Raw genomic sequence first — 25,735 nt, 5'->3', positions numbered from 1 at the left:
AGATGAGGACTCCCACCCACTTGATGGGTTAAGGCTCCCAGTAGACGACTGGGTTGATAGGCCAGATATGGAAGCCGGGTAACTGGTGGAGTTGACTGGTACTAATAGGCCGAGGGCTTGTCCTCAGATGCTCGCGTCCACTGTGTGGTTCCCGGGTTGCGAACAGTCGCACCGGTGAATCAGTTCCACTTGACTTAATTGAAGAGTGTGCTTGTTCGCTAGAACCCGATAGGGTTTCGGTGGTCATTGCGTTAGGGAAACGCCCGGTTACATTTCGAACCCGGAAGCTAAGCCTTTCAGCGCCGATGGTACTGCAGGGGGGACCCTGTGGGAGAGTAGGACGCCGCCGAACAATCTTTGAAGGACCCTTGGTCCCAGCGTGCATGCTGGGACCAAGGGTCCTTTTTGTTTTTGCTGGGCCCGCATCGGTGTGACTGGTGCGGGAGAATGGCTGCAGTACATGAAGACAGGAGTCACGCCGATGTCCACCAACTCTCCCGACGACCGGTCGGGTCGCGAGCCGCGTCGCCGGGACGCCGGCGACCGGCGGGACGTCCGCGGCTCGGGACCGCGCCGCGATGGCGATCGTGGTGGTTTCCGGCGTGATGACCGCCGGGACGAGCGGCGTGATGATCGGCCGCGTGGGCCGCGCCGCGATGACGACCGTGGTGGGTTCCGCCGCGATGACCGCCGGGACGAGCGCAGGGATGACCGCCGAGACGAGCGCCGGGACGACCGGCCGCGTGGGCCGCGTCGGGACGACGACCGCGGAGCCCGCCCGGGCGGCTTTGGGCGCCGCGACGACCGGGGCGGGGGCGGCCGTCCCACCGGCCGCTATGAGCGTCGGGACGATCGGCGTGATGACCGTCGTGACGAGCGCCCGGGCGGGCCACGCAGGGACGACGACCGTGGCGGGTTCCGCCGTGACGATCGGCGTGATGACCGGCCGCGTGGGCCGCGCCGCGATGACGACCGTGGTGGGTTCCGCCAAGGCGGTTTCCGCCGGGACCGTGACGATCGGCCGGGCTTCCGCCGGGACGACGACCGCGGTGGCTTCCGCCGTGATGACCGCCGGGACGACCGTCGCGACGACCGGCCGGGCGGCCCCCGCAGGGACGACGACCGTGGCGGGTTCCGCCGTGATGACCGCCGGGATGAGCGGCCGGGCGGGCCGCGCCGCGACGACGACCGTGGTGGTTTTCGGCGTGATGACCGGGACCGTGGCGGCCGGGGCGGCGGCCACGAGCGCCGGGACGACCGGCCTTCGTACCGACGTGAGGATGACCGCGGCGGATTCCGCCGGGATGACCGTCGGGACGACCGGCCTTCGTACCGGCGTGACGACGACCGCGGTGGCTACCGTGGTGGAGACCGTCGTGCGGACGATCGTGGTGGGTTCCGTCGGGATGAGCGCCGTGACGACCGTCGGGACGATCGGCCGGGCGGGCCACGCCGCGACGACGACCGCGGCGGGTTCCGCCGGGACGAGCGGCGTGATGAGCGGCCGCGTGGGCCGCGCCGCGACGACCGGGACGGGGGCTCCCGGGGTGGTCGGGACGACCGTGGGCCGCGTCGTCCGTACGGTCAGGGCGGGGGTCGCGACGACCGTCGCTCCGGCGGCGGTGGTTTCAATCGCCGTGACGACCGCGCCGGGGGCTACGGACGCCGTGACGACCGTACGGGAGGCTACGGGCGCCGCGATGACCGCGGCAGGGACCGCGACCGCGAGCCGATCAAGCGGCTGCCGATCCCCGAGGACGTCACCGGCGAGGAGATCGACAAGGGTGTGCGGCAGGAGCTGATGAGCCTGCCGAAGACTCTCGCCGAGGACGTCGCCAGGAACCTCGTCATGGTCGCCAAGTTGCTGGACGACGAGCCCGAGCAGGCGTACCAGTACGCGCGCGTCGCCCTGCGGCTCGCCTCCCGGGTGGCCGCCGTGCGTGAGGCCGCGGGCTTCGCCTCGTATGCCGTCGGGAAGTACTCCGAGGCGCTCGCGGAGTTCCGCGCCGCGCGCCGGATGACCGGCAACTCCGACCTGTGGCCGGTGATGGCCGACTGCGAGCGCGGCATGGGCCGTCCCGAGCGGGCGCTGGCCATGGCCGGTGAGCCGGAGGTGCAGAAGCTGGACCGGGCCGGTCAGGTCGAGATGCGGATGGTGGCCGCCGGTGCCCGGCGGGACATGGGCCAGGCTGACGCCGCCGTGGTCACCCTGCAGAGCCCGGAGTTGGCCTCGCATTCCATCCAGCCGTGGACCGCCCGGCTGCGCTATGCGTACGCCGACGCGCTGCTGGCGGTCGGCCGCGAGGACGAGGCCCGCGAGTGGTTCGCCAAGGCGCTCGAGGCGGATCAGGGCGGGACCACGGACGCGTCGGACCGGCTCGCCGAGCTGGACGGGGTTGAGTTCGTGGACGCCCTCGACCCCGAGCAGGAGGCGGACGACGCCCTCAAGCCGGTCGCGGAGCCCAAGGTCGAAGAGCCCAAGGTCGAAGAGGTCAAGGTCGAGGAGGCCGAGGTCGAGGAGGCCGAGGCTGACGAGGAACCCGAGGCCGTCGAGCCCGCGGTCGAGGAGCTCCAGTCCGACGAGGAGTCCGAGGACGCCGAGGACGAGGGCCAGGACGACGACGCCGAAGACGCGGCCGAGGACGTCGAGCCGACGGCGGAGGCGAGGTCCGAGGACCAGGCCGGGCTGCCCGAGAAGGACGGCGACGACAGCTGATGCCATGAGTGGGGCGGGATCCCGGTTCGGGGTTCCGCCCCACTCGTATGTCCGCTCGCGTCTCCGCCCGCACGTCCGCGGCCGAAGGGCTCAGCCCAGCGTCAGGCTCCGCAGCACCAGCCCCGTCGCCGGCTTCGGCCCGAAGGATGTCGACTTGTGCGGCATCGCGATGCCCTGCCGCGCCAGCTCGTGCACGATGTCCTCGCCCACCGCATGCATCAGCACCGCCGTACCGCCCAGCCGCTCCGCCTGCTCGACGGCCGCCGCCGGGTCGTGGATGTAGCCGATGTGCTCGGGTGTGTCCGAGACGTGCCACAGATGGTCCAGCAGGGCGTGGTGGAGCACCGTCGCGTCCAGGGTCCGCCATGCCTCCGGCCGTCCCTCGGGGACCGTACGGGCCAGCAGCTCCGGATCCGGCCGGTCCAGGAGGTGGAAGCGGCCGTCCCCGGCCAGCAGGAAGGCGTTCGGCGCGCCGGGCTCGGCGCGGGCCGCCTCGGCGAGTGTCTCCAGGGCGCGCGGGAGCGGGCCGTCGATCGTCCGTACCCGGAAGGCACGTCGCGCCGCCGTGAGCGCGTCGTCCGGTGACAGTTGGCGGAGCAGCCGGTGGATGGCCCGGACGCGGAGGGGATAGCGGGCGGTGTCGACGAGCAGGACGAGCCCGAAGTCCCAGGGGCCGGGCTCCCGTCGCTCCTCGCGCAGCCGCAGATAGGTGGCCCAGCGGTGGTGGCCGTCGGCGATGAGGGCCTGGTGGTGGCGGAGGTCGGCGGAGACCGCCACCAGGTCGGCGGGGTCCGTGACCCGCCACAGATGGTGGTCGACGCCGTCCTCGGTGGTCGTGGAGAGCAACGGCTCGCGCCGGATGGCGCTTTCGATGACCTGCGCGGCCCCGCCGGTGCCCGGCCCGTCGGCTCCGTTCCCCGAAGTCCCGTTGCCGTTGCCGCGGTAGGCGAGGAGCAGCGGCTCCAGATGGGCGGCCGTGGCGCGCATCAGATCGGCTCGGTCCTCGACGACATGCGGCATGACCTCCTCGTGGGGGAGGACGATGCCCTCCTCACGGGGGCTCAGCCGCAGTGCGCCGATCAGCCCGCGCTGGAGGGTGGGGCCGTCGCGCTGTTCGTAGACGTAGAGCGCGGGTGCGGGGTCCGGGGCGAGTACGCCGTCCGCCTGCCAGCGGCGCAGCGTGTCGGCGGCCTGGCGGTGGCGGGCCTCCGGGGAGTCGGCCTGCGGCAGGATCAGCCGGACGATGTTGTAGGGGTCCGCCGTCTCGAGTTGGCGCAGGCCCTCGGGCCGTACGACCACGTCGTAGGGCGGTGAGGTGACGGCGGCGAGACTGCCGACCCGCTCCGCGACATAGCGCAGCCCCCGGAAGGGGGTGAGCTGCAGACCTTGTCCGCCAGGCCCTGGAATGCTCATCAGTGAATGTTATGCCCCGCGCGGCGATACGCGATGATCGGGGGAGAAGCGCACAGATCTGCGAGGAGTGGCCCCCATGAACCAGCCCGTCCGCACCCGGCCCGAGTCCAGCCGGCAGTCGCTGAACGAGGCGTACGACACGGCCCTGCTGGACCTCGACGGGGTGGTGTACGCGGGCGGCGAGGCGATTGACCATGCCGTGGAGTCGCTGGTCACCGCGCGGGACGCCGGGATGCGGCTGGCGTATGTGACCAATAACGCGCTGCGGACGCCGGAGGCGGTGGCCGAGCATCTGACGCGGCTCGGGATGCCCGCCGCTCCCGACGATGTGATCACCTCCGCGCAGGCGGTCGCCCGGCTGATCTCCGAGCAGCTGCCCAAGGGGGCGCGGGTGCTGGTGATCGGCGGGGAGGGGCTGCGGGTGGCGCTGCGCGAGCGCGGGCTGACCCCCGTGGACTCGGCGGACGACGACCCGGCGGCGGTGGCGCAGGGGTACGGGGGGCCGGATATGCCGTGGGCGCGGCTGGTGGAGGCGGGGTACGCGGTGGCGCGCGGGGTGCCGTGGTTCGCCTCCAACCTGGATCTGACGATTCCCAGCGGGCGGGGCATCGCCCCGGGCAACGGCGCGGGGGTGGAGGTCGTGCGCATCGTCACGGGCAAGACTCCGCAGGCCGCGGGGAAGCCGCTGCCGCCGATGCACCGGGAGACGATTCTGCGGACCGGCGCCGAGCGGCCGCTGGTGGTCGGGGACCGGCTGGACACCGATATCGAGGGCGCGTACGCGGGCGGGGTGGACTCGCTGCTGGTGCTGACCGGGGTGACCACGCCCGCACAGTTGCTGGCCGCTGAGCCCGGGCACCGGCCGGCGTATGTGGACCGCGACCTGCGGGGGCTGCTCACCCCGCAGCCGGAGGTGGCGCACGACGAGGCGTCCGGCGGTTTCCGGTGCGGGGGTTGGGTGGCGCGGGTCGCCCAGCGCGAGCTGGTGCTGGAGGGCGAGGGCAAGGAGCCGCTGGACGGTCTGCGGGCGCTGTGCGCGGCGGCGTGGTCCGAGGCGGGGGACGGCGTGAGCGAGGCGGATGCGGGGAAGGCGCTGGCACGGCTGGGGTGGTGAGCCGGACTCGCGCTCCGGGCAACCCGTACGCATGCGACCAGCGGACTTAGGGTAACCTAACCTGAGTCCTGATCGGCCGTGCTGTGAGGTGGAGTTCCGCGTGACCCTGGTCAGTCCGGCGAAAGCCGGGACCGAGACAGCGAGCGCGCCGCCCCGGCGGCGCACCGCGCGCCGTGCGACCGGGTTGGTCGCCTCCCTGGGCGTGCTGGTGGCGATCGCCGCGGCGTCCATCGCGATCGGCGCCAAACCGATTCCGCTGGACCAGGTGTGGCACGGGCTGTTCCACTACACCGGCAGCGACACCGATGTGGTGATCCGGGACGTACGGCTGCCGCGCACCATCCTCGGGCTGCTCGTCGGGGTCGGCCTCGGCCTCGCGGGCGCGGTCATCCAGGCCCTCACCCGCAACCCGCTCGCCGACCCCGGGCTGCTGGGGCTGAACGCGGGCGCGTCCGCCGCCGTCGTCTCGGCCATCAGCTTTCTCGGCGTCACCTCCCTGACCGGCTACGTGTGGTTCGCGTTCCTCGGCACCGCCGTCGTCTCCGTGCTGGTGTACGCGCTCGGCGGCAGCCGGAGCGCCACCCCGGTGCGGCTCGCGCTCGCCGGTACGGCGGTGTACGCGGCGCTCTACGGCTACGTCAATGCCGTTCAGCTACTGGACAGCGCGGCGCTCGACAAGATGCGCTTCTGGACGGTCGGTTCGCTCGCCTCCGCCAACATGACCGTGGTCCGGCAGGTGACCCCGTTCCTTCTGATCGGCGCGGTGCTCGCGCTCGCGCTCGGCCGTTCACTCAACGCCGTGGCGCTCGGCGACGACACGGCGCGCGCGCTCGGCACCAACCTCAACCGCACCCGGGCGCTCTCGATGGCCGCCGTCACCCTGCTGTGCGGGGCCGCGACCGCCGCCTGCGGGCCGATCGCGTTCGTCGGGCTGATCGTGCCGCATCTGGTCCGCGCGATCACCGGGCCCGATATGCGCTGGATCCTGCCGTACGCCGCCGTGCTCTCGCCCGTTCTCCTGCTGGGCTCCGATGTGCTGGGGCGGCTGGTCACCCGGCCCGCCGAACTGCAGGTCGGCATCGTCACCACGTTCATCGGCGGGCCCCTGTTCATCTACCTCGTACGCCGCCGAAGGATGGCCCAACTGTGAACGCGAGCAAGCGCATCAGCAAGCGCGAGACGCGCGGGGTCACGCTGCGCACCGCCGGCCTCTCGCTGCGCCTGGACGTCCGCGGCGCGGTCGTGGGGCTGCTGCTGCTCGTCGTGGCGCTGGCGATGAGCGTGGTCCTGATCGGCACCGGCGACTTCCCCCTCGCCCCCGCCGATGTCCTGCGCACCCTGGCCGGAAACGGCACGGTGGCCCAGGACTTCATCGTCAACGAACTGCGGCTGCCACGGATCCTGGTGGGGCTGCTGGTCGGCGCGGCCCTCGGGGTGGCCGGGGCGATCTTCCAGTCCATCTCCCGTAACCCGCTGGGCAGTCCGGACGTGATCGGCCTCGGCCAGGGCTCTGCGGCCGGGGCGCTCGCCGTGATCGTCCTCCTCCAGGGCGATCCGACCGAGGTCGCCATCGGCGCGCTCGGCGGCGGCCTGCTGACCGGGTTCGCGGTCTACACCCTGGCGTGGCGGCGGGGTGTGCACGGATACCGGCTGGTGCTGGTGGGCATCGGCACGTCCGCGATGCTCACCGCCGTCAACGGCTATCTGCTCACCAGGGCCGACATCCTGGACGCGACCCGCGCGGTGGTGTGGATCGCCGGATCGCTCAACGGGCGGGACTGGGCCCAGGTGTGGCCGCTGGCGTGCGTCTGCGCGGTGCTCCTGCCCGTGGTCCTCGGGCAGGCGCGGAACCTGCGGATGCTGGAGATGGGCGACGACAGCGCGTACGCCCTCGGGGTGCGGGTCGAGCGGACCCGGCTGGTGCTCATGTTCACGGCCGTCGTGTTCACCGCCGCCGCCACGGCCGCCGCCGGGCCCGTCGCCTTCGTGGCGCTCGTCGCCCCGCAACTCGCCCGCAGGCTCACCCGCTCGTCCGGGCCCAACCTGCTCCCCGCGGCCTGGATGGGCGCCGCCCTGCTGGTCACCGCCGACTGGGCGGCCCAGCGGGCCTTCGGCGCCGACCAGCTTCCGGTCGGGGTGCTGACGGGGATGCTGGGCGGGGCCTATCTGCTGTGGCTGCTGGTGACTGAGCGCAGGGCGGGGCGGATATAGGGCGGGGCGGATATGAGGGCTTGGATGGACGCGATGCTGGGGCCCGGTATGACGCTGGGGCGGATATGACGACTGTGGGCACGACCCGGACGGAAGGCGACATGGACAAGGACACCCGGCAGACCGTGGCCGACGGCGGCAGCGGGAGTGACGGCGGGAGCGGGAGCAAGAGCGGGCGCGGTAGCGGGAGCGGCAGCGCTCAGGGGCGGCAGCGGCTCATGGCGGAGGGGCTGACCCTCGCCTACGACCGGCGCACGGTCGCCGAGGAGCTGTCCGTGACCATCCCCGACCACTCCTTCACGGTGATCGTCGGGCCGAACGCCTGTGGCAAGTCGACCCTGCTGCGCGCCCTGTCCCGGATGCTCAAGCCGGCGGCCGGATCGGTGCTGCTGGACGGGCAGGCGATCGGTGCGATGCCCGCCAAAAAGGTCGCCCGCACCCTCGGGCTGCTGCCCCAGTCCTCGATCGCCCCGGACGGGATCACGGTCGCCGATCTGGTCGCCCGCGGCCGCTATCCGCACCAGGGGCTGCTGCGGCAGTGGTCGGAGACGGACGAGCGGATCGTCGACGAATCGATGGCGGCGACCGGGGTGGCGGAGCTCGCGGATCGTTATGTCGACGAATTGTCCGGCGGTCAGCGTCAGCGGGTATGGATCGCGATGGCCATCGCCCAGCAGACTCCGCTGCTGCTCCTCGACGAGCCCACGACCTATCTGGACATCCAGCACCAGATCGATGTGCTGGACCTGTGCGCCCAGCTCCACGAGGAGCAGGGCCGTACCCTCGTCGCCGTTCTGCACGACCTGAACCACGCCGCCCGCTACGCCACCCATCTGATCGCGATGCGGGGCGGCGAGGTCGTCGCCGAGGGGGCGCCGGGGGACGTGGTCACGGCGGAGCAGGTGGAGCGGGTCTTCGGGCTGCCGTGCCAGGTGATCGACGACCCGGAGACGGGGACGCCGCTGGTCATCCCGGCCGCCCGCCGGTCCCGTACGGCACGGATTGAGGCGCCTACGCCGCTGGCGGGCGTGGTGAGCGAGTCCTGAGGGGGGTCGAGGGGGGCGCGGTTGGGTGGGCGTCCGCGCCCGTGAGCCGTGGCGCGCGGCCGCGGTGCCGCGCTGGCTGCGTGGGCGGTGTGCCCGCCCGCCGCATGGGCGAGCGATGTGGCGGCTAGAGCAGCTTCCGCAGTCGCATCAGGTCGCGCAGCCCGGCCTCGAGCTTGATCCGTCCGCTGCCCCACGCCCGTGCGAAGTGCAGCTCACCGTCGACCAGGGACACCAGATCGTCGCCGGCCATCGCCAGCCGGATCTGCGCGCGCTCGGCGGGCGGGCCCGGCTCGGTCGTCACATCCTCGATCCGGCCGTCCACGAGACGGCCGGCGAAGGTGGTGTCCAGGTCGGTGATCCAGCAGCTGACAGAGCGATCGAGCGCGGCAGCGCTGTGCAGGTCCCCGTTCGCGCTCGCGAGGTTCTCCGCCAGTTTGTCGAGTGCGCTGCGGCACTGTTCCAAGGTCGCCATCGCGGATGACGTTACCCCAGGTCTCGTACGTCGGAGAACGAGGGATTCGCGGTAGCGTCGGGGTCATGAGCGAGCCGATGTCGGCCGGATGGCCCGGCCCACAGCCCGATACGGCGGCCGAGCGGGCCCAGGAAGCCGCACCCGAGCCGCTCCCGGGGGCTGGTGTGGCGCCCGGACCGGAGGCGGTCCCGTACACGGTGACGGGCGGGGCCGGGGAGACCGATCCCGGGCCCGGGACGGGGCGGGAAGAGGCGCCGGAGCCGGTGCCGGAGGGGGTGCCGGAGTCCGTGCCGGAGCCGGTGTCGGAGGGGGTGCCGGAGCCCGTGCCGGAGCCGCCCGGCCCCGCTGAACCGGCCCCGCTCGGCGTGCCCCGGGCGCCCACCGGCGTCCCCGAGGTGGATGCCCGGCTCGACCGGCTGGCCGACGCCGACCACCTCGAGACGAGCGGGCATCTGGCGGTGTACGAGGATGTCCACGGGGGTCTTCGCGACACGCTGACAGCACTCGACCGGCGGCCCGGACCCCCTGCGCCCGGCCCCCGGCCTCCGTCCGCTACGTAGACGACTCCGTCGGCTGGGTAAGCCACCCCGTCCGTTACGCAAACGACTTCGTCCGCTACGCAGTGACCTCATCCGCATCCGCTACATGAACGACCTCAGGAGCTGAACCACCCGTGGCAGTGACCCGCCCACGACGCGTACGACTCGACGCGGAGCTGGTGCGCCGCAAGCTGGCGCGTTCGCGTGAGCATGCGAGCCAGCTGATCGCCGCGGGCCGGGTCACCGTCGGCGGGGCGGTGGCGACCAAACCGGCCACGCAGGTGGAGACCAGCGCGGCCGTCGTCGTGATCGAGGACGACAGCGATCCGGACTATGTCTCGCGCGGTGGCCACAAGCTCGCGGGCGCGCTGTACGCGTTCAGCGAGGAGTACCGGGAGGGTGCGGGCGCGGGGCCGGACTCCGGGGTCCGCCCGGCCCCAGCGGCGGGGGCTGGTGCCGGAGCCGGGTTGAAGGTCGCCGGGCGGCGAGCGCTGGACGCGGGCGCGTCGACCGGAGGCTTCACGGACGTTCTGCTGCGTGCGGGAGCCGCGGAGGTGCTCGCCGTCGACGTCGGCTACGGCCAGCTCGCCTGGTCGCTGCAGAGCGATGAACGCGTCAGCGTTTACGACCGTACGAACGTACGCGAGCTGACACTTGAGCGGATTGGTGGGGAACCGGTGGACCTGGTGGTCGGCGACCTCTCCTTCATCCCGCTCGGGCTGGTACTGCCCGCCCTCGTGCGGTGCGCGGCGCCCGACGCCGATCTGGTGCTGATGGTCAAACCACAGTTCGAGGTCGGCAAGGAGCGGCTGGGCAGCGGGGGAGTGGTCCGCAGCGCCGACCTGCGCGCCGAGGCGGTGCGTGCGGTGGCCGGGCGGGCGACGGAACTCGGACTGGGTGTGCTGGGCGTGACCGCCAGCCCGCTCCCGGGGCCGTCGGGCAATGTCGAGTACTTTTTGTGGATGCGCGCCGGGGCGCCGGCACTGGACCCGGCGGATGTTGACCGTGCAGTGGCGGAGGGGCCCAGTTGACCACTTCAGAAGCAGCGCAGGAGAAGGAAGCAGCGTCCGTGTCCGAGACGGCTGTGCCCGAAACGGAGCATGTGCCGTCGATGTCGGCGGCCGAGCCGACGGCGGACCGCACTGTCTTCCTGCTTGCGCACACCGGCCGCCCGGCGGCCATCCGCAGCGCCGAACTGGTCGTTCAGGGGCTGCTGCGCAGCGGTATCGGGGTGCGGGTGCTCGCTGCCGAGGCCGCGGACCTGCCGCTGCCACCCGCTGTCGAGCGCGTCGACGCGGGCCGTGACGTGCTGAACGGCTGTGAGCTGCTGATCGTGCTCGGCGGGGACGGGACGCTGCTGCGCGGAGCGGAGTTCGCCCGGGTCTCGGGCGTGCCGATGCTCGGGGTGAACCTCGGGCGGGTGGGCTTCCTGGCCGAGGCCGAGCGGGACGACCTGGACAAGGTCGTGGACCGGGTGGTGACCCGGCAGTACGAGGTCGAGGAGCGGATGACGATCGATGTGCTCGTCCGCAACGACGGGCACATCGTGCACACGGACTGGGCGCTGAACGAGGCGTCGGTCGAGAAGGCGGCGCGTGAGCGGCTGCTCGAGGTCGTCACGGAGGTCGACAACCGGCCGGTCTCGCGCTTCGGCGGCGACGGCGTGGTCTGCGCGACCCCGACCGGCTCGACGGCCTACGCGTTCTCGGCGGGCGGTCCGGTGGTGTGGCCCGAGGTGGAGGCGCTGCTGATGGTGCCGATCAGCGCTCATGCGCTGTTCGCCAAGCCGCTGGTGACGTCGCCGAAGTCGGTGCTCGCGGTGGAGGTGCAGCCGCAGACTCCGCATGGGGTGCTGTGGTGCGACGGCCGCCGCACGGTGGAGCTGCCGGCGGGGGCGCGGGTGGAGGTGCGGCGGGGCGCGGTACCGGTGCGGCTGGCCCGACTCCACCATGCGTCGTTCACGGACCGCTTGGTCGCCAAGTTCGCGTTGCCGGTGGCGGGGTGGCGGGGGGCGCCGCACTAGTTTGGTGGTTGCTGGGGGCGTGGTTGCCCTGTGTGGTGGTGGGTGCCGGGTGCGGGGCCTCCGGGGCGGGGCCCTGGACCGTATATTTACGGCGCCATTGACCGGGGGCGTTGGGTGGGCCGGAGATTGGCGCCACAAATACACGTAAGCGTCCAGGACCCCACCCCTGCGACCCCGCCCCCTCCCGCCGTCCCACGGCTACCCGCCGGTGGCGCAGGGCGCCTGCCCGGCCCGCGTTCAGCCCGGGGGCTGGGTGTTGGGTGGGGGTGGGTGCGGTCCCGCCCCCTCCCGCCGTCTTGCGGGTGCTGTCGGTGGCACGGGTGGCGTGCGGTTCCGGATCGTCCGGGGCGGAAAATTCAGCCCCTCCGGCGTTTGAGGAGCGGGGTCCGGGGCGGAGCCCCGGCGGGGTGAGGGGGCGGAGCCCCCCACGCGGCGGAGCCGCGTATTGATGCTGTGGGAAGGGGCGGGGTGGGGGCTTTCCGCCGGAGGCGCCCGTGCTCCGCACCGGGCATCTGTGCGGGTCCACCCCACAAGTGGCGCCCCTTCGTCGCATCGCACCGGCCAAACCTCGTATGGTCGTGCACGTGCTGGAGGAGATGCGGATACGTGCGCTGGGCGTCATCGACGACGCGGTCGTCGAGCTGTCGCCCGGCTTCACCGCGGTGACCGGTGAGACCGGCGCGGGCAAGACCATGGTCGTCACCAGCCTCGGGCTGCTGCTGGGCGGCCGGGCCGATGCCGCCCTGGTGCGGATCGGGGCCAAGGCGGCGGTCGTCGAGGGGCGCATTACGGTCGACGCCCGTTCGGCGGCGGCCGTAAGGGCCGAGGAAGCGGGGGCCGAGCTCGAGGACGGCGTGCTGCTGATCAGCCGTACGCTCTCCGCCGAGGGGCGGTCGCGCGCGCATGTGGGCGGCCGGTCGGTGCCCGTGGGGCTGCTGGGCGAGCTGGCCGATGATCTGGTGGCCGTGCACGGCCAGACCGATCAGCAGGGGCTGCTGCGGCCCGCCCGGCAGCGGCAGGCGCTGGACCGGTACGCGGGGGACGCGGTGGCCGGGCCCCTGGAGAAGTACGCGGGGGCCCATCGCCGGCTGCGCGCCGTCTCGGCCGAGTGGGAGGAGTTGACCACGCGGGCCCGCGAGCGGGCGCAGGAGGCGGATCTGCTGCGGTTCGGGCTCGAAGAGGTCGCGGACGCCGAGCCCCGGCCAGGGGAGGACGTCGAGCTGGCGGCAGAGGCCGAACGGCTGGGGCACGCCGAGGCACTGGCGTCCGCCGCCGCGCTCGCGCACGCCGCCCTCGCCGGGAATCCGGAGGATCCGGAGGGTGTGGACGCGGCCACCCTGGTCGCGGGCGCCCATCGCGCCGTGGAGGCCGTGCGCTCCCATGACTCGGCGCTGGCCGGGCTCGCCGACCGGATCGGTGAGATCGGCATCCTGGTGTCCGATGTGGCCGGGGAACTCGCGGGGTACGCCGACAACCTCGACGCCGACCCGATCCGCCTGGGTGCCGTCGAGGAGCGCCGCGCCGCGCTGGCGCAGCTGACCCGTAAGTACGGCGAGACCATCGCGGACGTGCTGGCCTGGGCGGAGCAGGGCGCCGCCCGGCTGGCCGAACTCGACGGCGACGACGACCGCATCGGCGAGCTGGCCGCGGAGCGTGACGCGCTCCGCGCCGAGCTGGGCGAGCTGGCGCAGACGCTCACCGACGCCCGTACGGAGGCCGCGGGGCGCTTCGCGGAGGCGGTCACCGCCGAGCTGGCCTCCCTGGCGATGCCGCATGCCCGGGTCACGTTCGCGATCAGCCAGACCGAGACGGAGGCGGACGGCATCGAGGTGGGCGGCCGCGCGGTCGTTTTCGGGCCGCATGGGGCCGATGAGGTCGAGCTGCTGCTCGCCCCGCATCCGGGCGCCCCGCCCCGGCCGATCGCCAAGGGTGCCTCCGGAGGTGAGCTGTCGCGGGTGATGCTCGCGGTCGAGGTCGTGTTCGCGGGCTCGGACCCCGTACCGACGTATCTCTTCGACGAGGTGGACGCGGGCGTCGGCGGTAAGGCGGCGGTCGAGGTGGGTCGCCGGCTGGCCCGGCTCGCGCGCTCCGCGCAGGTCGTGGTGGTCACCCATCTGCCGCAGGTCGCGGCGTTCGCCGACCGGCATCTGGTGGTCGAGAAGACCAACGACGGGGCGGTGACACGCAGCGGGGTCAAGGCCATGGAGGGCGAGGACCGCGTACGGGAGCTGTCGCGGATGCTCGCGGGCCAGGAGGACTCCGAACTCGCGCGGGCGCATGCGGAAGAGCTCCTGGAGGCGGCACGCGCGGGACGCTGACCTTCACCCGAAGGGGTGGTACCGCGGACGTACGGGCGAGCTCGGGGTAGACGTCGCCGGGGAGCGTTGCGACGAGGGTTCGGCGAGTGCTGGCATCCTTGGGCGGTCCCTCCGTTTCGCCCCGACACCGTTTCAGGAGCTCCGCCCGCGTGAGCAGTACCGTGAGTAGCACCCCGGTCCCGCCGCTCGGGCAGTCGTCGCTGCACGCCGTTCAGGTGCTGGGCGGCGGGAGTTCGGGCAGCGGGGTGCATGTGCGGTCGCTGTCGGCCGGGCTGGTGGCGCGCGGGCTGCGGGTGACCGTCTGCGGGCCCTGGAGCGCCGAGCGGGGCTACGGCTTCACCCAGACGGGAGCGCGGTTCACCGGGCTCGACGCCCTGACGGGCGCCGGAAGCATGGCGTCGCTGCGCAGGGCCACCCTCGGAGCGGCCCTGGTGCACGCTCACGGGCTGCGTTCAGGGCTGCTGGCCGCGGTGGCGCTGCGTGGCCGGAATGTGCCGTTGATCGTCACCTGGCACACCCGTGTGGACGCCGAGGGGGCGCGGGCCCGTCTCGTCGGGCTGATGGAGCGCCGGGTGGCGCGGGCCGCCGCGATCGTGCTGGGGGCGTCCTCGGATCTGGTGGAGCGGGCCCGGGCCCACGGTGCGCGCGACGCGCGGCTCGCGCCGGTCGCGGTGCCCGCCCCGCGCCCGGCACCGGAGCCGGGCGATGGCCGCCGCCAGAAGGCGCGGGCCGAACTGGGCGTGGTGGAGCGGCCGTTGCTGGTCACGGCGGGCCGGCTGGAGGCGGTGGCCGGACATGGCCCGCTGCTGGACGCGGCGCGGCGCTGGCGCGGGCTGGATCCGCAGCCGCTGCTGGTGGTGGCGGGGGAGGGGCCGGACCGTGCGGTGCTGCAGCGCCGGATCGACCTGGAGGGGCTGCCGGTGCGGCTGCTCGGCCGGCGCGAGGATGTGCCGGGGCTGCTCTCCGCGGCCGATGTAGCGGTGCTTTCCAGCCGCTGGGAGGCGCGCTCGCTGCTGGCCCAGGAGGCGCTGCACGCGGGGGTGCCGCTGGTGGCCACGGCGGTGGGCGGGGTGCCGGAGCTGGTCGGGGACGCGGCCGAACTCGTCCCGTACGGCGACCCGGAGGCCCTGGCCGACGCTGTGACCGGGCTGCTCGCCGATCCGGTGCGCCGGGTCGAGCTCGCCGCGGCGGGGCGGGCGCGGACGGCCGGCTGGCCGACGGAGGACGACACCGTCGCCCATGTCCTCAGCGTCTACGATGAGTTGGTGCAGACCTTTCTGCGTGAAGGGGTTGACGGGCCCGGTCGTTGATCGGCAGGGTGCTGGGCAGAGGAACGAGAGAGCGCTCTCAATTCGTACTTCTCGTTACCCCCCACGCCATTTTCCCGGCAACCCCCACTACGCCGAGGAGCACCATCATCATGATCAGTCGCAGGAAGCTGCTGGGTGGCATAGCCGCCTCCGCCGCTGCCGCGGGAACCGGTCTGGCCTTCGCCGGCGGCCGTGCCAGCGGTGCGCCGAGCGCGAAGGCCGCCGCCTCCCTGCCCCTGACCGTCGTCAACAAGACGGGGCAGTACGACAACGCATCGGTCTGGCTCTACATCGTCGGCAACGAGGGCGACCGGCAGGTCCACGTCACCCCCGACGGCACCATCGCCCCCGTCGCGCTCTCCGACAACGGCTCGGACGGCTTCACCGACTACGCGATCCCGCTGGCCGGAAGCGGTGACACCAAGCTGAACCTGCCGCAGATGTCGGGCCGGATCTATGTCGCGCTCGGCTCGAAGCTCAAGCTCAAGGTGGTCGAGGACGGGGCGGGCAAGCCCGCGCTGCAGTACCCGGCCGGCTGGGTGTCCGGCGATCCGAACTTCGACATCATGCACGACTGCGCGGAGTTCACGTACAACTCCTCGGGGATGTTCTGCAACACCACCATGGTGGACATGTTCAGCGTCCCGCTGTCGATCCACCTCACCGGCGCCCAGGACCAGACGACCGGCACCCTCAAGGACGGCGCCCGCGCCAAGGTCTTCTCCGACCTCGCCGGTGTCGACGCCTACAAGAAGCTGATCGTCGGCGACAATCTGCGGGTGATCGCTCCTGGCCATGGCATGGGCGCGGGGCTGTTCGCGGAGGACTACTTCGCGTCGTACATCGACCAGGTCTGGGACGCCTACGGATCCAAGGACCTCAAGGTCACCACCAACGCGGGCACCTTCACCGGCCGGGTGAGCGGCGGGAAGTTCGCCTTCACCGGCCCGGCGTCGGTCTCCTTCGACAAGCCCTCCACCAAGGACGTGCTGTTCTGCGACGGCGCCCTGGCCGCGCCCAACGACGGGACGACCGGCCCGGTCGCGGCGATCCTCGGCGCGGGCTTCAACCGCACCACGCTGCACAACACCGACGCCCAGCCGACCACCGACCCCGCCGCCTTCTACGGCGAGGAGGTCACCAACCACTACGCCAAGGCCATGCACGCGGCGACCGTGGACGGCAAGGCGTACGGCTTCGCCTTCGATGACGTGGCCGAGTTCGCGTCCTACATCCAGGACACCGCCCCCAAGGGGATCACGCTCACGCTGACTCCGTTCTAGGGAGCGTCCGGCGGATCGTGACGCCTGCGGCGGGCTGCTCCCCTCCCCGCTCCTTCCCGCAGCGTCGATATGCGGCTCCGCCGCGCGGCGGGGCTCCGCCCCGGACCCCGGGGCGCAGCCCCTAACGGGAAGGGGCGGGGAGGGGAAAGATCCGCCAGGCCGGGCAGGGTCCGGCCGCGGTTCGGCACACAGCGGCCGGGCGGGGAGGTGTCCGCGGCGCACGGCGGGGCGGCGCGGCGGACGGTGAGGGAGCCTCTCCCCGCCCGGCTACCCGCGTGGTGACCCGCCCGGCGGCGCGGGGGGACGCCGGGCGGGTCGCCCGGACACGGCGGAGCGGCCCGCGAACGCGTCACCGCACATGGCGGCGGGCCTGGAGGGCCACCCCCAGGGCGAGAACCGTCTGCGGGTCCTCCAGATCGCTGCCCAGCAGCCGGGAGATCCGGGCCAGCCGGTCGTACAGCGTCTGGCGGTTGAGGTGCAGGGCGCGCGCCGTCTCCGCCTTACGGCCCGCATGGCGCAGATATGTCTCCAGTGTCGGCACCAGCGGCGGGCGGGCGGTGCGGTCATGAGCGAGCAGCGGACCGATCACCCGGTCGACAAAGGCGGCCAGATCGCCATGCTCCCGCAGTCGCCACAGCAACAGGTCGACATCCAGGCTCCGTACGTCGTACCAGTCGCGGTCGGTCAGCCCGCGCGCCGCGTTCGCCGCCTCCGCCGCATGCCGCAGTTCGGTGCCGACCGCGTCCCAGCCGACCGCGAGCCCGGCGATGACCACCGGCGGCCGGGCGCTGGCCCGGTCCGGCCAGGCCCGCTCCACCCCGGCCCGCAGCGCCGTCGCGATCCGCTCGGCCACCGCGCCGCGCTCGGTCGCGCCGCGCAGCCCCGCCAGCAGCGGAACCCGACCCTCCGGAAGCCGTACGCCGAGCAGCACCGGCACCCCGACCGCCGCCAGCTCCTCCTGCAGGGCGTGGGCCAGCGCCGCCCAGCTCTCCCCGCCCCCGGCCAGCGGGCGCGGATCCTCCACCAGCCGCATCACCACCGGCAGCACCGGCCCGTCCGCGCCCGGCCGGAAGCCCAGCACCCGGGCCTGGGCGGGGGCGTCCGACGCCTCGATGCGGCCCTCCGCGAGATCGGTGAGGAAGTCCCCGCGCCCGCGCGCCGCCAGCTCCTCCTCCTGACGCGTCCGCAGCAGCACCACCGCCAGCAGATCCGCCGTCCGCTCGGCGGCGATCCGGTGCACCGGCCCCAGCGGCCCGGCCACCGGAAGGACGGTCAGCCGCGCCCGTACGGAGCCGGGTCCTGGCCCGCCGCCCGGGATGTCCGCCATCACGCTGCCCGCCGGCGGTTCGGGCCGCTCGGCCGCGCGCCGCGCCCGCAACCCCTCCCACACCTGCAGCGGATCGGCCGCGCCCGCCGGGGGCGTACCGCCCGGCCCCGCCGCGTACAGCAACTGCCCGTCGGGGGTCTCCAGGAAGACCGGATTGGCCGCGAAGGTGGCGAAGTGGCACAGGATCTCCGGCACCCCGCCGCCGCGCAGCAGCACCTCGGTGGCCTGCCGGTGCACCACATCGGCCTGGCGCAGCAGGGCGTAGTGCGCATTGACGATCTCGGTGTGGATCTCCTCGGTGACCGTCACGAACGGCACCTCGCGATGGAGTTGCACCAGCGGCAGCCCGCACGAGCGCGCCGTGTCCACGACCGCTCCCGGCAGCGTGCGGAACCGGGCCCCCAGCTCCACCACCAGCGCCGCGATGCCCCGCTCGGCGAGCCGGCGGACGAAGGCGCGCTGCTCGGCGGGGCGCGACCCGACCCCGAGGCCGGTGGTCAGCAGCAGTTCGCCGCCCTTGAGCAGCGCGGCGATGTTGGGCGCCTCGCCCGCGTGTACCCAGCGCACCGGGCGGTCGAGCAGGTCGTCCCCGGTCACGACCTCCGGCAGCCCGCGGCGCAGGGCGGGCAGGTCGAGGGCGCGCGCCACGGTGATCGTCCCCTGCGGTTCCATGCCGCCACGCTAGCCGCCCGCTCGACCCGCACGAGGCCCCGCCTCGACCCGACTGGGCCCGGCTCCGCGATCCCGGCCCGGCGGCTCGCGCACGCCGAAGGGCGGGGCGGACGCCGAAGGGCGGGGCGCGGGCCGAGCCCGGAAGTGGGGGTGCCCGGGCCCCCGGGGCCCGGGCCTGGGGTCAGCCTCCGTACGCGCCGGACGCCGTCAGCCGCAGCGCGGTGTCGATCAGCGGCACATGGCTGAACGCCTGCGGGAAGTTGCCCACCTGGCGCTGGTTCTTCGAGTCCCACTCCTCGGCCAGCAGCCCGAGGTCGTTGCGGAGCCCGAGCAGCTTCTCGAAGAGCTTCCGGGCCTCGTCCACCCGGCCGATCATCGCCAGGTCGTCGGCGAGCCAGAACGAGCAGGCCAGGAAGGCCCCTTCGTCGCCCTCGAGACCGTCCACCCCGGCGTCCTCGCCCGCGGTGGGGTAGCGCATGACGAAGCCGTCCTCGGTCGACAGCTCCCGCTGGATCGCCTCGATGGTGCCGATGACCCGCTTGTCGTCCGGCGGCAGAAAGCCCATCTGCGGGATGAGCAACAGCGAGGCGTCCAGCTCCTTGGAGCCGTAGGACTGGGTGAAGGTGTTGCGCTCGGCGTCGTAGCCCCTCGCGCAGACGTCCCGGTGGATCTCGTCGCGCAGCTCCCGCCAGCGGTCCAACGGCCCGTCCACATCGCCGGATTCGACCAGCTTGACGGTGCGGTCGACCGCGACCCAGGCCATCACCTTGGAGTGCACGAAGTGGCGGCGCGGCCCGCGCACCTCCCAGATGCCCTCGTCCGGCTCGTCCCAGTGCTCCTCGAGGTAGCGGATCAGCTTGAGCTGCAGCACGCTCGCGTAGTCGTTGCGCGCCAGACCCGTCATATGGGCCAGGTGCAGCGCCTCGATGACCTCGCCGTAGACGTCGAGCTGGAGCTGGCCGGCCGCGCCGTTGCCGACCCGGACCGGCTGGGAGTTCTCGTAGCCGGGCAGCCAGGTCAGCTCGGCCTCGGCCAACTCCCGCTCGCCCGCGATGCCGTACATGATCTGCAGGTTCTCCGGGTCGCCCGCGACCGCGCGCAGCAGCCATTCGCGCCAGGCGCGCGCTTCCTCGCGGTAGCCGGTGCGCAGCAGCGAGGAGAGGGTGATCGCCGCGTCCCGCAGCCAGGTGAAGCGGTAGTCCCAGTTCCGGACGCCGCCGATGTCCTCGGGGAGCGAGGTGGTGGGCGCCGCGACGATGCCGCCGGTGGGGGCGTAGGTCAGCGCCTTGAGCGTGATCAGCGAGCGGACCACGGCGTCCCGGTAGGGGCCGTGGTACGTGCAGTGCTCGACCCACTCCCGCCAGAACGCCTCGGTGGCCTCCAGCGCGACCTCCGGCTCGGGCAGTGCGGGCGGCTCGTTGTGCGAGGGCTGCCAACTGATGGTGAAGGCGATCCGGTCGCCGGGGCCCACCGTGAAGTCGGAGTAGGTGGTGAGGTCCTTGCCGTAGGTGTCGGCCTCGGTGTCCAGCCAGACGGAGTCCGGGCCGGCGACGGCGACGGTGCGGGTGTCCACCCGGTGCACCCACGGCACGACCCAGCCGTAGGAGAACCGCATCCGCAGCGCGGAGCGCATCGGCACCCGGCCGCTGACTCCCTCGACGATCCGCACCAGTTGCGGGGCGCCGTCACGGGGCGGCATGAAGTCGATCACACGGACCGTGCCGCGCGGAGTGTCCCACTCCGATTCGAGCACCAGCGAGTCGCCGCGGTAGCGGCGGCGGTCGGCGGCGGGCGGCTGGCTTCCCGAGGGGAAGGCGGGCCCGAGGCGCCAGAAACCGTGTTCCTCAGTGCCCAGCAGACCGGCGAAGACGGCATGGGAGTCGAATCGCGGCAGGCACAGCCAGTCGACCGTGCCGTCCCTGCAGACGAGGGCGGCGGTCTGCATATCACCAATCAGTGCGTAATCCTCGATACGCCCGGCCACGTGCATTCCCCATTCGAACGGCCGTACCACCCCGGAGGGCGCTTCTTACGGTCTCGGAAATTCTGACGAGCTCTTGTTCCGGGGGCGTGCTGGTGGTGCCGTGCCGGGTGGCTCGCATGCGTGCGTCCGATGAGGATACGACGGACAACGGTGATCCGCTTGAGCCCGTCCACATCGTGGCTCGTATCTCGCGGCCGATCGGGTGGCCAGGTCACGCATGGTGCTCGGGCGATTGCGCAGACCGAACGCGGGAACCAGGTCATCAGCGACCGCTCCGGGGCGCTGATACCCTGGTAGCCCGTGGAGCGGCGGGCACAAAACCCCCGAACCATCAGCGACGGCACCCCCCGAATCCGGACCGGCTGCCGTACGCACCCTCACGACGCGACCACGGGAGCCCCCTCTTGGCCATTGCCGCTAAGCCCATGACGACCAAGCACCTCTTCGTCACGGGGGGTGTCGCCTCCTCACTCGGCAAGGGTCTTACCGCCTCCAGTCTGGGGGCCCTGCTGAAGGCGCGCGGTCTGCGCGTCACCATGCAGAAGCTCGATCCGTATCTGAACGTCGACCCGGGCACGATGAACCCCTTCCAGCACGGTGAGGTGTTCGTCACCAACGACGGAGCCGAGACCGATCTGGACATCGGCCACTACGAGCGCTTCCTCGACGTCGACCTCGACGGCTCGGCCAATGTGACCACCGGACAGGTCTACTCCACCGTAATCGCCAAGGAGCGGCGCGGTGAGTACCTCGGTGACACCGTGCAGGTCATCCCGCACATCACCAACGAGATCAAGCACCGCATCCGGCGTATGGCCACCGACGACGTGGACGTCGTCATCACCGAGGTCGGCGGCACCGTCGGCGACATCGAGTCGCTGCCCTTCCTGGAGGCCGTCCGCCAGGTCCGGCACGAGGTCGGCCGGGACAACGTCTTCGTGGTGCACATCTCGCTGCTGCCCTACATCGGCCCGTCCGGTGAGCTGAAGACCAAGCCCACCCAGCACTCGGTGGCCGCACTGCGCAACATCGGTATCCAGCCGGACGCGATCGTGCTGCGAGCCGACCGCGAGGTCCCGACCTCCATCAAGCGCAAGGTCTCGCTGATGTGTGACGTTGATGACGCGGCCGTGGTCGCCGCCATCGACGCCAAGTCGATCTACGACATCCCCAAGGTGCTGCACTCCGAGGGCCTGGACGCCTATGTCGTCCGCAAGCTGGATCTGCCCTTCCGCGACGTGGACTGGACCCAGTGGGACGATCTGCTGCGGCGGGTCCACCAGCCCGACCACGAGGTCACCGTGGCGCTCGTCGGCAAGTACATCGACCTGCCCGACGCCTACCTGTCGGTCACCGAGGCGCTGCGCGCCGGCGGCTTCGCCAACAACGCCCGCGTCAAGATCAAGTGGGTCACCTCCGACGACTGTAAGACGGCCGCCGGCGCCCGGGACCAGCTCGACGGCGTGGACGCGGTCTGCATCCCCGGCGGCTTCGGCGACCGCGGAGTGATCGGTAAGGTCGGCGCGATCACCTACGCCCGGGAGAACAAGCTCCCGCTGCTGGGCCTCTGCCTCGGACTGCAGTGCATCGTCATCGAGGCCGCGCGCAACCTCGCGGGCATCGAGGGCGCCAACTCCACCGAGTTCGAGCCCGCCACCACCGACCCGGTGATCTCCACCATGGCCGAGCAGCTCGACATCGTCGCGGGCGAGGGCGATATGGGCGGCACCATGCGGCTGGGCATGTACCCGGCCAAGCTGGCCGAGGGCTCGATCGTCCGCGAGGTCTACGACAACCAGCCGTACGTCGAGGAGCGCCACCGCCACCGCTACGAGGTCAACAACTCCTACCGCGGTGAGCTGGAGAAGAAGGCCGGGATCGTCTTCTCCGGCACCTCTCCGGACAACAAGCTCGTCGAGTACGTGGAGTACCCGCGCGAGGTCCACCCCTACCTGGTCGGCACCCAGGCGCACCCCGAGCTGCGCTCCCGCCCGACCCGTCCGCACCCGCTCTTCGCGGGCCTGGTGAAGGCGGCGGTCGAGCGACAGACCGCTGGTCAGACGCGTAGCGCCGGGGCCTGACCGATACGGTTGACGGGGGCGGGCGGCCGGCGCGGCCCGCCCCCGTCAACCGCACGCGGAAAGGACGCTGAGGCAGCATGCGTATCCAGGACACCCCCGAGGAATGGCCGGTCACCGCCACCGCCACGCCGTTCACCGGCAACAAGACGAGCGTGCGCACCGACGAGGTCGAGATGCCCGACGGCAGCCGGGTCAACCGCGACTACCAGGTCCACCCCGGCTCCGTCGCCATCCTCGCCCTGGACGAGGACGGCCGCGTGATCGTGCTGCGGCAGTACCGGCACCCGGTCCGCCGGCGGCTGTGGGAGATCCCGGCCGGTCTCCTGGACATCCCCGGTGAGAACCCGCTGCACGCCGCCCAGCGGGAGTTGTACGAGGAGGCGCACGTCAAGGCCGAGGACTGGCGCGTCCTGATCGACGTCTACACCTCGCCCGGCGGCTCCGACGAGGCCGTACGGATCTTCCTGGCGCGGGAGATCTCCGCGGCCGAGGGCGAGCGGTTCGAGGTCTCCGAAGAGGAGGCCGACATGGAGCTGGCCCGGGTGTCCCTGGAGGAGCTGGTGCGCGGCGCGCTCGCGGGCGAGCTGCACAACACCTGCCTCGCGGTCGGCGCGCTGGCACTGCACGCCGCGCTCTCCGGCGACGGTATCGACGCCCTCCGTCCGGCCGACGCCTCCTGGCCGGCCCGCCCCTTCGCGGCGTAGGCCCACTGACAGCGCGGGCCCACTGAACGGGGCGGGCCCAGTGAAGGCCCCACTCGGCCCCGGTGAAGATCCGGTGGAGTGATTTTCGGTACGTGCCATGGGCCTGGAGTGCCGGGTACCTGACGCGGAGTGAACTACGCTCATAGTGGCCCCGGCCGCAGCGGCGCGGCGGGTTCGTAAGCGCAGGTGGACGGGAGTGGGCCCGTGGCGGAGCAGGCGGTCGACACCGAGGGGGAGCCGGCGGCCCCAAGGAAGCGGCAACCGCCGTCCGCCACGCCCGCTTCGTCCGCTTCCGGCCGTCCGCCGGAGGCCCGTTCCGACCGTTCACCAGAGGAAGGTTCACTCCCGTCCGACACCCCGCCGCGGCAGCGCTCCGCGGCCGGGCGCGCGGACGCGCAGGACGGCGGGGTGTGGAGCGGGGCGACCCGGGCCGTGCTGTTCGCGGCGGCGGCCACCGTGGGGCGGGGGTTCGCCGGGCGGCGGCGGGAGCTGCTCTCGCTGCGGGCCGATATCGAGCGTGCGGGCCTGGACACCCTCGCCGGCCGTAAGGCCGCCCGCAGCCGGGTGCTGCTGATCGCGGGCCGTCCCGGCTGGGGCCGTACGGCGCTGGCCGAGGAGCTCGCCCGGCGGCTCGCCGACGACTACCCCGACGGAGTGCTGAGCGCCCGGCTGACGACCTCCGCCGGCGACCCCGTACCCACCGAGCGCACCGCCCGTGAGCTGCTCGGACGGCTCGGCGTGACCGCCCCGCCGGGCGCGGACGAGGACGACCTGAGCGAGGCGCTGCGCGCGGCGCTCGACGGCAAGCGGGTGCTGTTGCTGCTCGACGACGTGGCCGGAGCCGAGCAGGTGGACGCGCTGCTGCCCGACGAGCCCGACTGCCTGGTGGTCGCCGTCTCGCGCGGCCCGCTGACCGGGGTGCCGGATGTGCGGCCGTGCACGGTGGGCGGGCTGGACGTGAGCGCGGCGGTCGGGCTGCTGGCGCAGTACACCGGCCCCACCCGGATCACCTGCGATCCGGTGGCCGCGCAGTCCCTCGTCGAGGAGTGCGCGGGCCAGCCCGCCGCGCTCGTCCTGGTCGGCGGCTGGCTCGCCGCCCGTCCCCAGGCGTCGGTCGACGACGCGCTGGCCCGGCTGCGCGAACTGCCGCCTGACGAGGGTGATCTCGACCATGGCGCCCGCCCGCTGATCCGCGCCTTCCGGCTGGCCTACGCCGCGCTGCCGTCCGCCGCCGCCCGGATGCTGCGGCTGCTGGTGCTGGCGCCCGGCGGATCGGCCGACGCCCAGACCGCCTCCGCGCTGGCCGGATGCTCGGTGGCGGACGGCGAGGCGGCGCTGGAGGGCTTCGCCGCGTACGGGATGCTGCGCCCGCGCGGGCCGGGCGATTACCAGGTGCCCGGTTGTCTCGATCCGCTGCTGCGGGAGCGGCTGGCGGCCGAGGAGCGCCCGGCGGAGGTGGAGCTGGCGCGGGCGCGGATGCTGGAGCGTGCCGTACGGCAGCTGCACGCGTGCCGGCTGGCCGCCGAGCCCGCCGGTTCGCCGGGCCGGAAGAAGCTGGCCGGGATGCCGAAGCCGTTGCGGTTTTCGTCGTCGGCGCAGGCGGCGGACTGGCTGGAGGCCCGGCTGGGCTCGCTGATCGAGGCCGCCCGGCTGGCCGTGGAGACCGGTGAACTCGACACGCTGGCACGGCGGTTGGTGGCCGCGCTGACGCATGCCCTCACCGCTCACCGGGGTGCCGAGGGCGCCGCGGTGGAGCTGTACGGGCTGCATGAGCTGGTGCTGGACGTGGCCCGGCGCCGCGACCTGCCGGTGGAGCGGGCGGCCGCGCTGCTGAACCTCGGCGATCTGGACGGCGGGGCGGGCCGGGTGGACAAGGCCCTCGCGCGGTACAAGAGCGCCCTGGAGGCGGCCCGTGAGTCGGGCGATCCGTATACGACCGGGCGGGCGCTGGAGTCGATCGGCGGCATGTACCAGGAGCTGGAGGACTGGCACCGGGCGGCCGACTGGTACGGACGCGCCCTGGAGCTGCGGCTGAGCCGCCGCGATCTGTCCGCGGCCGCCCGGATGTACGCACGGCTCGGCACCGTCCACGGCTACGCAGGGCAGTGGGGCGAGGCGCTGCGCGACTGGCGTGCCGCCGCGGCCGCCTGCCGCCGGGCGGGGGACCGGCCGGGGTACGCACGGGCGCTCAGCGGCGCCGCGGGAGCCCAGGAGCGCACCGGACGGCCGAGGGAGGCGCTGCGCACCTGGGTGGAGGCCGCCGTGGCCGCCCGGACCTGCGGTGACACCGGGCTGCACGCCGATCTGGCGGGCCACGCGGCGGACGCGATGGACCGGCTCGGCGGGGACCCGGCGGTGGCGCGGTCGCTGCGGCGCACCGCCCGTAAGAGCGCCACGGTGGGGGCGGAGGACACGGGTCCGTCACCTCAGAGTGGCGAAGGAAACCCGGCCGACCTACGAAATCAGTAGTGGTCTTCCAAAAGATTGATGCATTGCAAGGCTAGACAGCGTGACGTCCTTCA

19 protein-coding genes and 2 rRNA genes are annotated in these 25,735 nt (G+C 72.9%); 17 read left to right on the top strand and 4 right to left on the bottom strand.

Features of this window, described 5'->3' with window-relative positions; translation table 11 throughout:
• From J5X86_RS19420 to J5X86_RS19405, 4 genes are all read left to right on the top strand, one after another.
• Positions 1–125 (top strand): 23S ribosomal RNA (locus J5X86_RS19420); the annotation flags it as partial.
• A gap of 110 nt (positions 126–235) precedes the next feature.
• A 5S ribosomal RNA gene (gene rrf, locus J5X86_RS19415) occupies positions 236–352 on the top strand.
• Between the two features lie 226 nt (positions 353–578).
• Positions 579–1,802 carry a hypothetical protein gene (locus J5X86_RS19410; RefSeq protein ID WP_208518020.1) on the top strand — a complete coding sequence of 408 codons (1,224 nt, stop codon included), beginning with the start codon at positions 579–581 and terminating at the stop codon, positions 1,800–1,802.
• Positions 1,787–2,716: a tetratricopeptide repeat protein gene (locus J5X86_RS19405; RefSeq protein WP_208518019.1), complete on the top strand. Its 930-nt coding sequence runs from the start codon at positions 1,787–1,789 to the stop codon at positions 2,714–2,716. The genes J5X86_RS19410 and J5X86_RS19405 overlap by 16 nt, the downstream gene beginning before the upstream one ends.
• Positions 2,717–2,806: 90 nt before the next feature.
• On the opposite strand, the gene J5X86_RS19400 is transcribed toward J5X86_RS19405, so the two are convergent.
• A complete protein-coding gene (locus J5X86_RS19400) occupies positions 2,807–4,129 on the bottom strand; it encodes a DUF1015 domain-containing protein (protein ID WP_208518018.1) in 1,323 nt (440 codons plus the stop codon).
• A gap of 76 nt (positions 4,130–4,205) precedes the next feature.
• On the opposite strand from J5X86_RS19400, the gene J5X86_RS19395 reads away from it, so the two are divergent.
• The 4 genes from J5X86_RS19395 (at position 4,206) to J5X86_RS19380 (ending at position 8,500) form a co-directional block, all read left to right on the top strand.
• Positions 4,206–5,243 (top strand): HAD hydrolase-like protein, encoded by a 1,038-nt coding sequence (locus J5X86_RS19395; protein ID WP_208518017.1) that lies wholly within the window; start codon positions 4,206–4,208, stop codon positions 5,241–5,243.
• 100 nt (positions 5,244–5,343) lie between these two features.
• Complete coding sequence (locus tag J5X86_RS19390) at positions 5,344–6,393, top strand: iron ABC transporter permease (protein ID WP_208518016.1); 1,050 nt, start codon at positions 5,344–5,346, stop codon at positions 6,391–6,393.
• Positions 6,390–7,454, top strand: coding sequence for an iron chelate uptake ABC transporter family permease subunit (locus tag J5X86_RS19385; RefSeq protein ID WP_208518015.1), 1,065 nt, complete (start codon positions 6,390–6,392; stop codon positions 7,452–7,454). Before J5X86_RS19390 ends, J5X86_RS19385 begins: the two co-directional genes overlap by 4 nt.
• A 101-nt stretch (positions 7,455–7,555) precedes the next feature.
• Positions 7,556–8,500: an ABC transporter ATP-binding protein gene (locus tag J5X86_RS19380; protein WP_374229269.1), complete on the top strand. Its 945-nt coding sequence runs from the start codon at positions 7,556–7,558 to the stop codon at positions 8,498–8,500.
• 124 nt (positions 8,501–8,624) lie between these two features.
• Here J5X86_RS19380 and J5X86_RS19375 read toward each other — a convergent pair whose 3' ends face one another.
• A complete protein-coding gene (locus J5X86_RS19375; RefSeq protein WP_208518014.1) occupies positions 8,625–8,972 on the bottom strand; it encodes a sterol-binding protein in 348 nt (115 codons plus the stop codon).
• Between the two features lie 275 nt (positions 8,973–9,247).
• Between J5X86_RS19375 and J5X86_RS19370 the strand changes: the two genes are divergently transcribed.
• The 6 genes from J5X86_RS19370 to J5X86_RS19345 all read left to right on the top strand — a co-directional run bounded on the left by J5X86_RS19370 (position 9,248) and on the right by J5X86_RS19345 (position 16,445).
• Entirely contained in the window at positions 9,248–9,532 is a 285-nt protein-coding gene (locus J5X86_RS19370) for a hypothetical protein (protein WP_208518049.1), read from the top strand.
• Positions 9,533–9,651: 119 nt separating this feature from the next.
• Positions 9,652–10,542, top strand: coding sequence for a TlyA family RNA methyltransferase (locus J5X86_RS19365; RefSeq protein WP_208518048.1), 891 nt, complete (start codon positions 9,652–9,654; stop codon positions 10,540–10,542).
• Between the two features lie 80 nt (positions 10,543–10,622).
• On the top strand, positions 10,623–11,534 hold the full coding sequence (locus J5X86_RS19360; RefSeq protein WP_208518047.1) for an NAD kinase: 912 nt from the start codon (positions 10,623–10,625) through the stop codon (positions 11,532–11,534).
• 572 nt (positions 11,535–12,106) lie between these two features.
• Positions 12,107–13,852: a DNA repair protein RecN gene (gene recN, locus J5X86_RS19355; protein ID WP_208518013.1), complete on the top strand. Its 1,746-nt coding sequence runs from the start codon at positions 12,107–12,109 to the stop codon at positions 13,850–13,852.
• 149 nt (positions 13,853–14,001) lie between these two features.
• A complete protein-coding gene (locus tag J5X86_RS19350; protein WP_308124631.1) occupies positions 14,002–15,162 on the top strand; it encodes a glycosyltransferase family 4 protein in 1,161 nt (386 codons plus the stop codon).
• Positions 15,163–15,272: 110 nt separating this feature from the next.
• Entirely contained in the window at positions 15,273–16,445 is a 1,173-nt protein-coding gene (locus J5X86_RS19345) for a glycoside hydrolase family 64 protein (RefSeq protein ID WP_078640692.1), read from the top strand.
• A gap of 349 nt (positions 16,446–16,794) precedes the next feature.
• On the opposite strand, the gene J5X86_RS19340 is transcribed toward J5X86_RS19345, so the two are convergent.
• Positions 16,795–18,444, bottom strand: coding sequence for a PucR family transcriptional regulator (locus J5X86_RS19340; RefSeq protein ID WP_208518012.1), 1,650 nt, complete (start codon positions 18,442–18,444; stop codon positions 16,795–16,797).
• Between the two features lie 181 nt (positions 18,445–18,625).
• Positions 18,626–20,434 (bottom strand): glycoside hydrolase family 15 protein, encoded by a 1,809-nt coding sequence (locus J5X86_RS19335; protein WP_208518011.1) that lies wholly within the window; start codon positions 20,432–20,434, stop codon positions 18,626–18,628.
• A gap of 419 nt (positions 20,435–20,853) precedes the next feature.
• Here J5X86_RS19335 and J5X86_RS19330 point away from each other — a divergent pair, with 419 nt between their 5' ends.
• The 3 genes from J5X86_RS19330 to J5X86_RS19320 all read left to right on the top strand — a co-directional run bounded on the left by J5X86_RS19330 (position 20,854) and on the right by J5X86_RS19320 (position 25,682).
• On the top strand, positions 20,854–22,509 hold the full coding sequence (locus J5X86_RS19330; protein WP_078640689.1) for a CTP synthase: 1,656 nt from the start codon (positions 20,854–20,856) through the stop codon (positions 22,507–22,509).
• A gap of 77 nt (positions 22,510–22,586) precedes the next feature.
• The gene (locus J5X86_RS19325) at positions 22,587–23,213 is read left to right on the top strand and encodes an NUDIX hydrolase (RefSeq protein WP_208518010.1); all 627 of its coding nucleotides are present in this window, start codon (positions 22,587–22,589) and stop codon (positions 23,211–23,213) included.
• Between the two features lie 204 nt (positions 23,214–23,417).
• Positions 23,418–25,682, top strand: a complete 2,265-nt coding sequence (locus J5X86_RS19320; RefSeq protein WP_208518009.1) for a tetratricopeptide repeat protein — start codon at positions 23,418–23,420, stop codon at positions 25,680–25,682.
• The last annotated feature ends 53 nt before the right edge of the window (positions 25,683–25,735 follow it).

Origin of the sequence: Streptomyces sp. NEAU-YJ-81 (genome assembly GCF_017592595.1) — a bacterium.
GTDB classification, from domain to species: domain Bacteria; phylum Actinomycetota; class Actinomycetes; order Streptomycetales; family Streptomycetaceae; genus Streptomyces; species Streptomyces hygroscopicus_B.
This window is presented reverse-complemented; position numbering and strand designations above follow the sequence as displayed.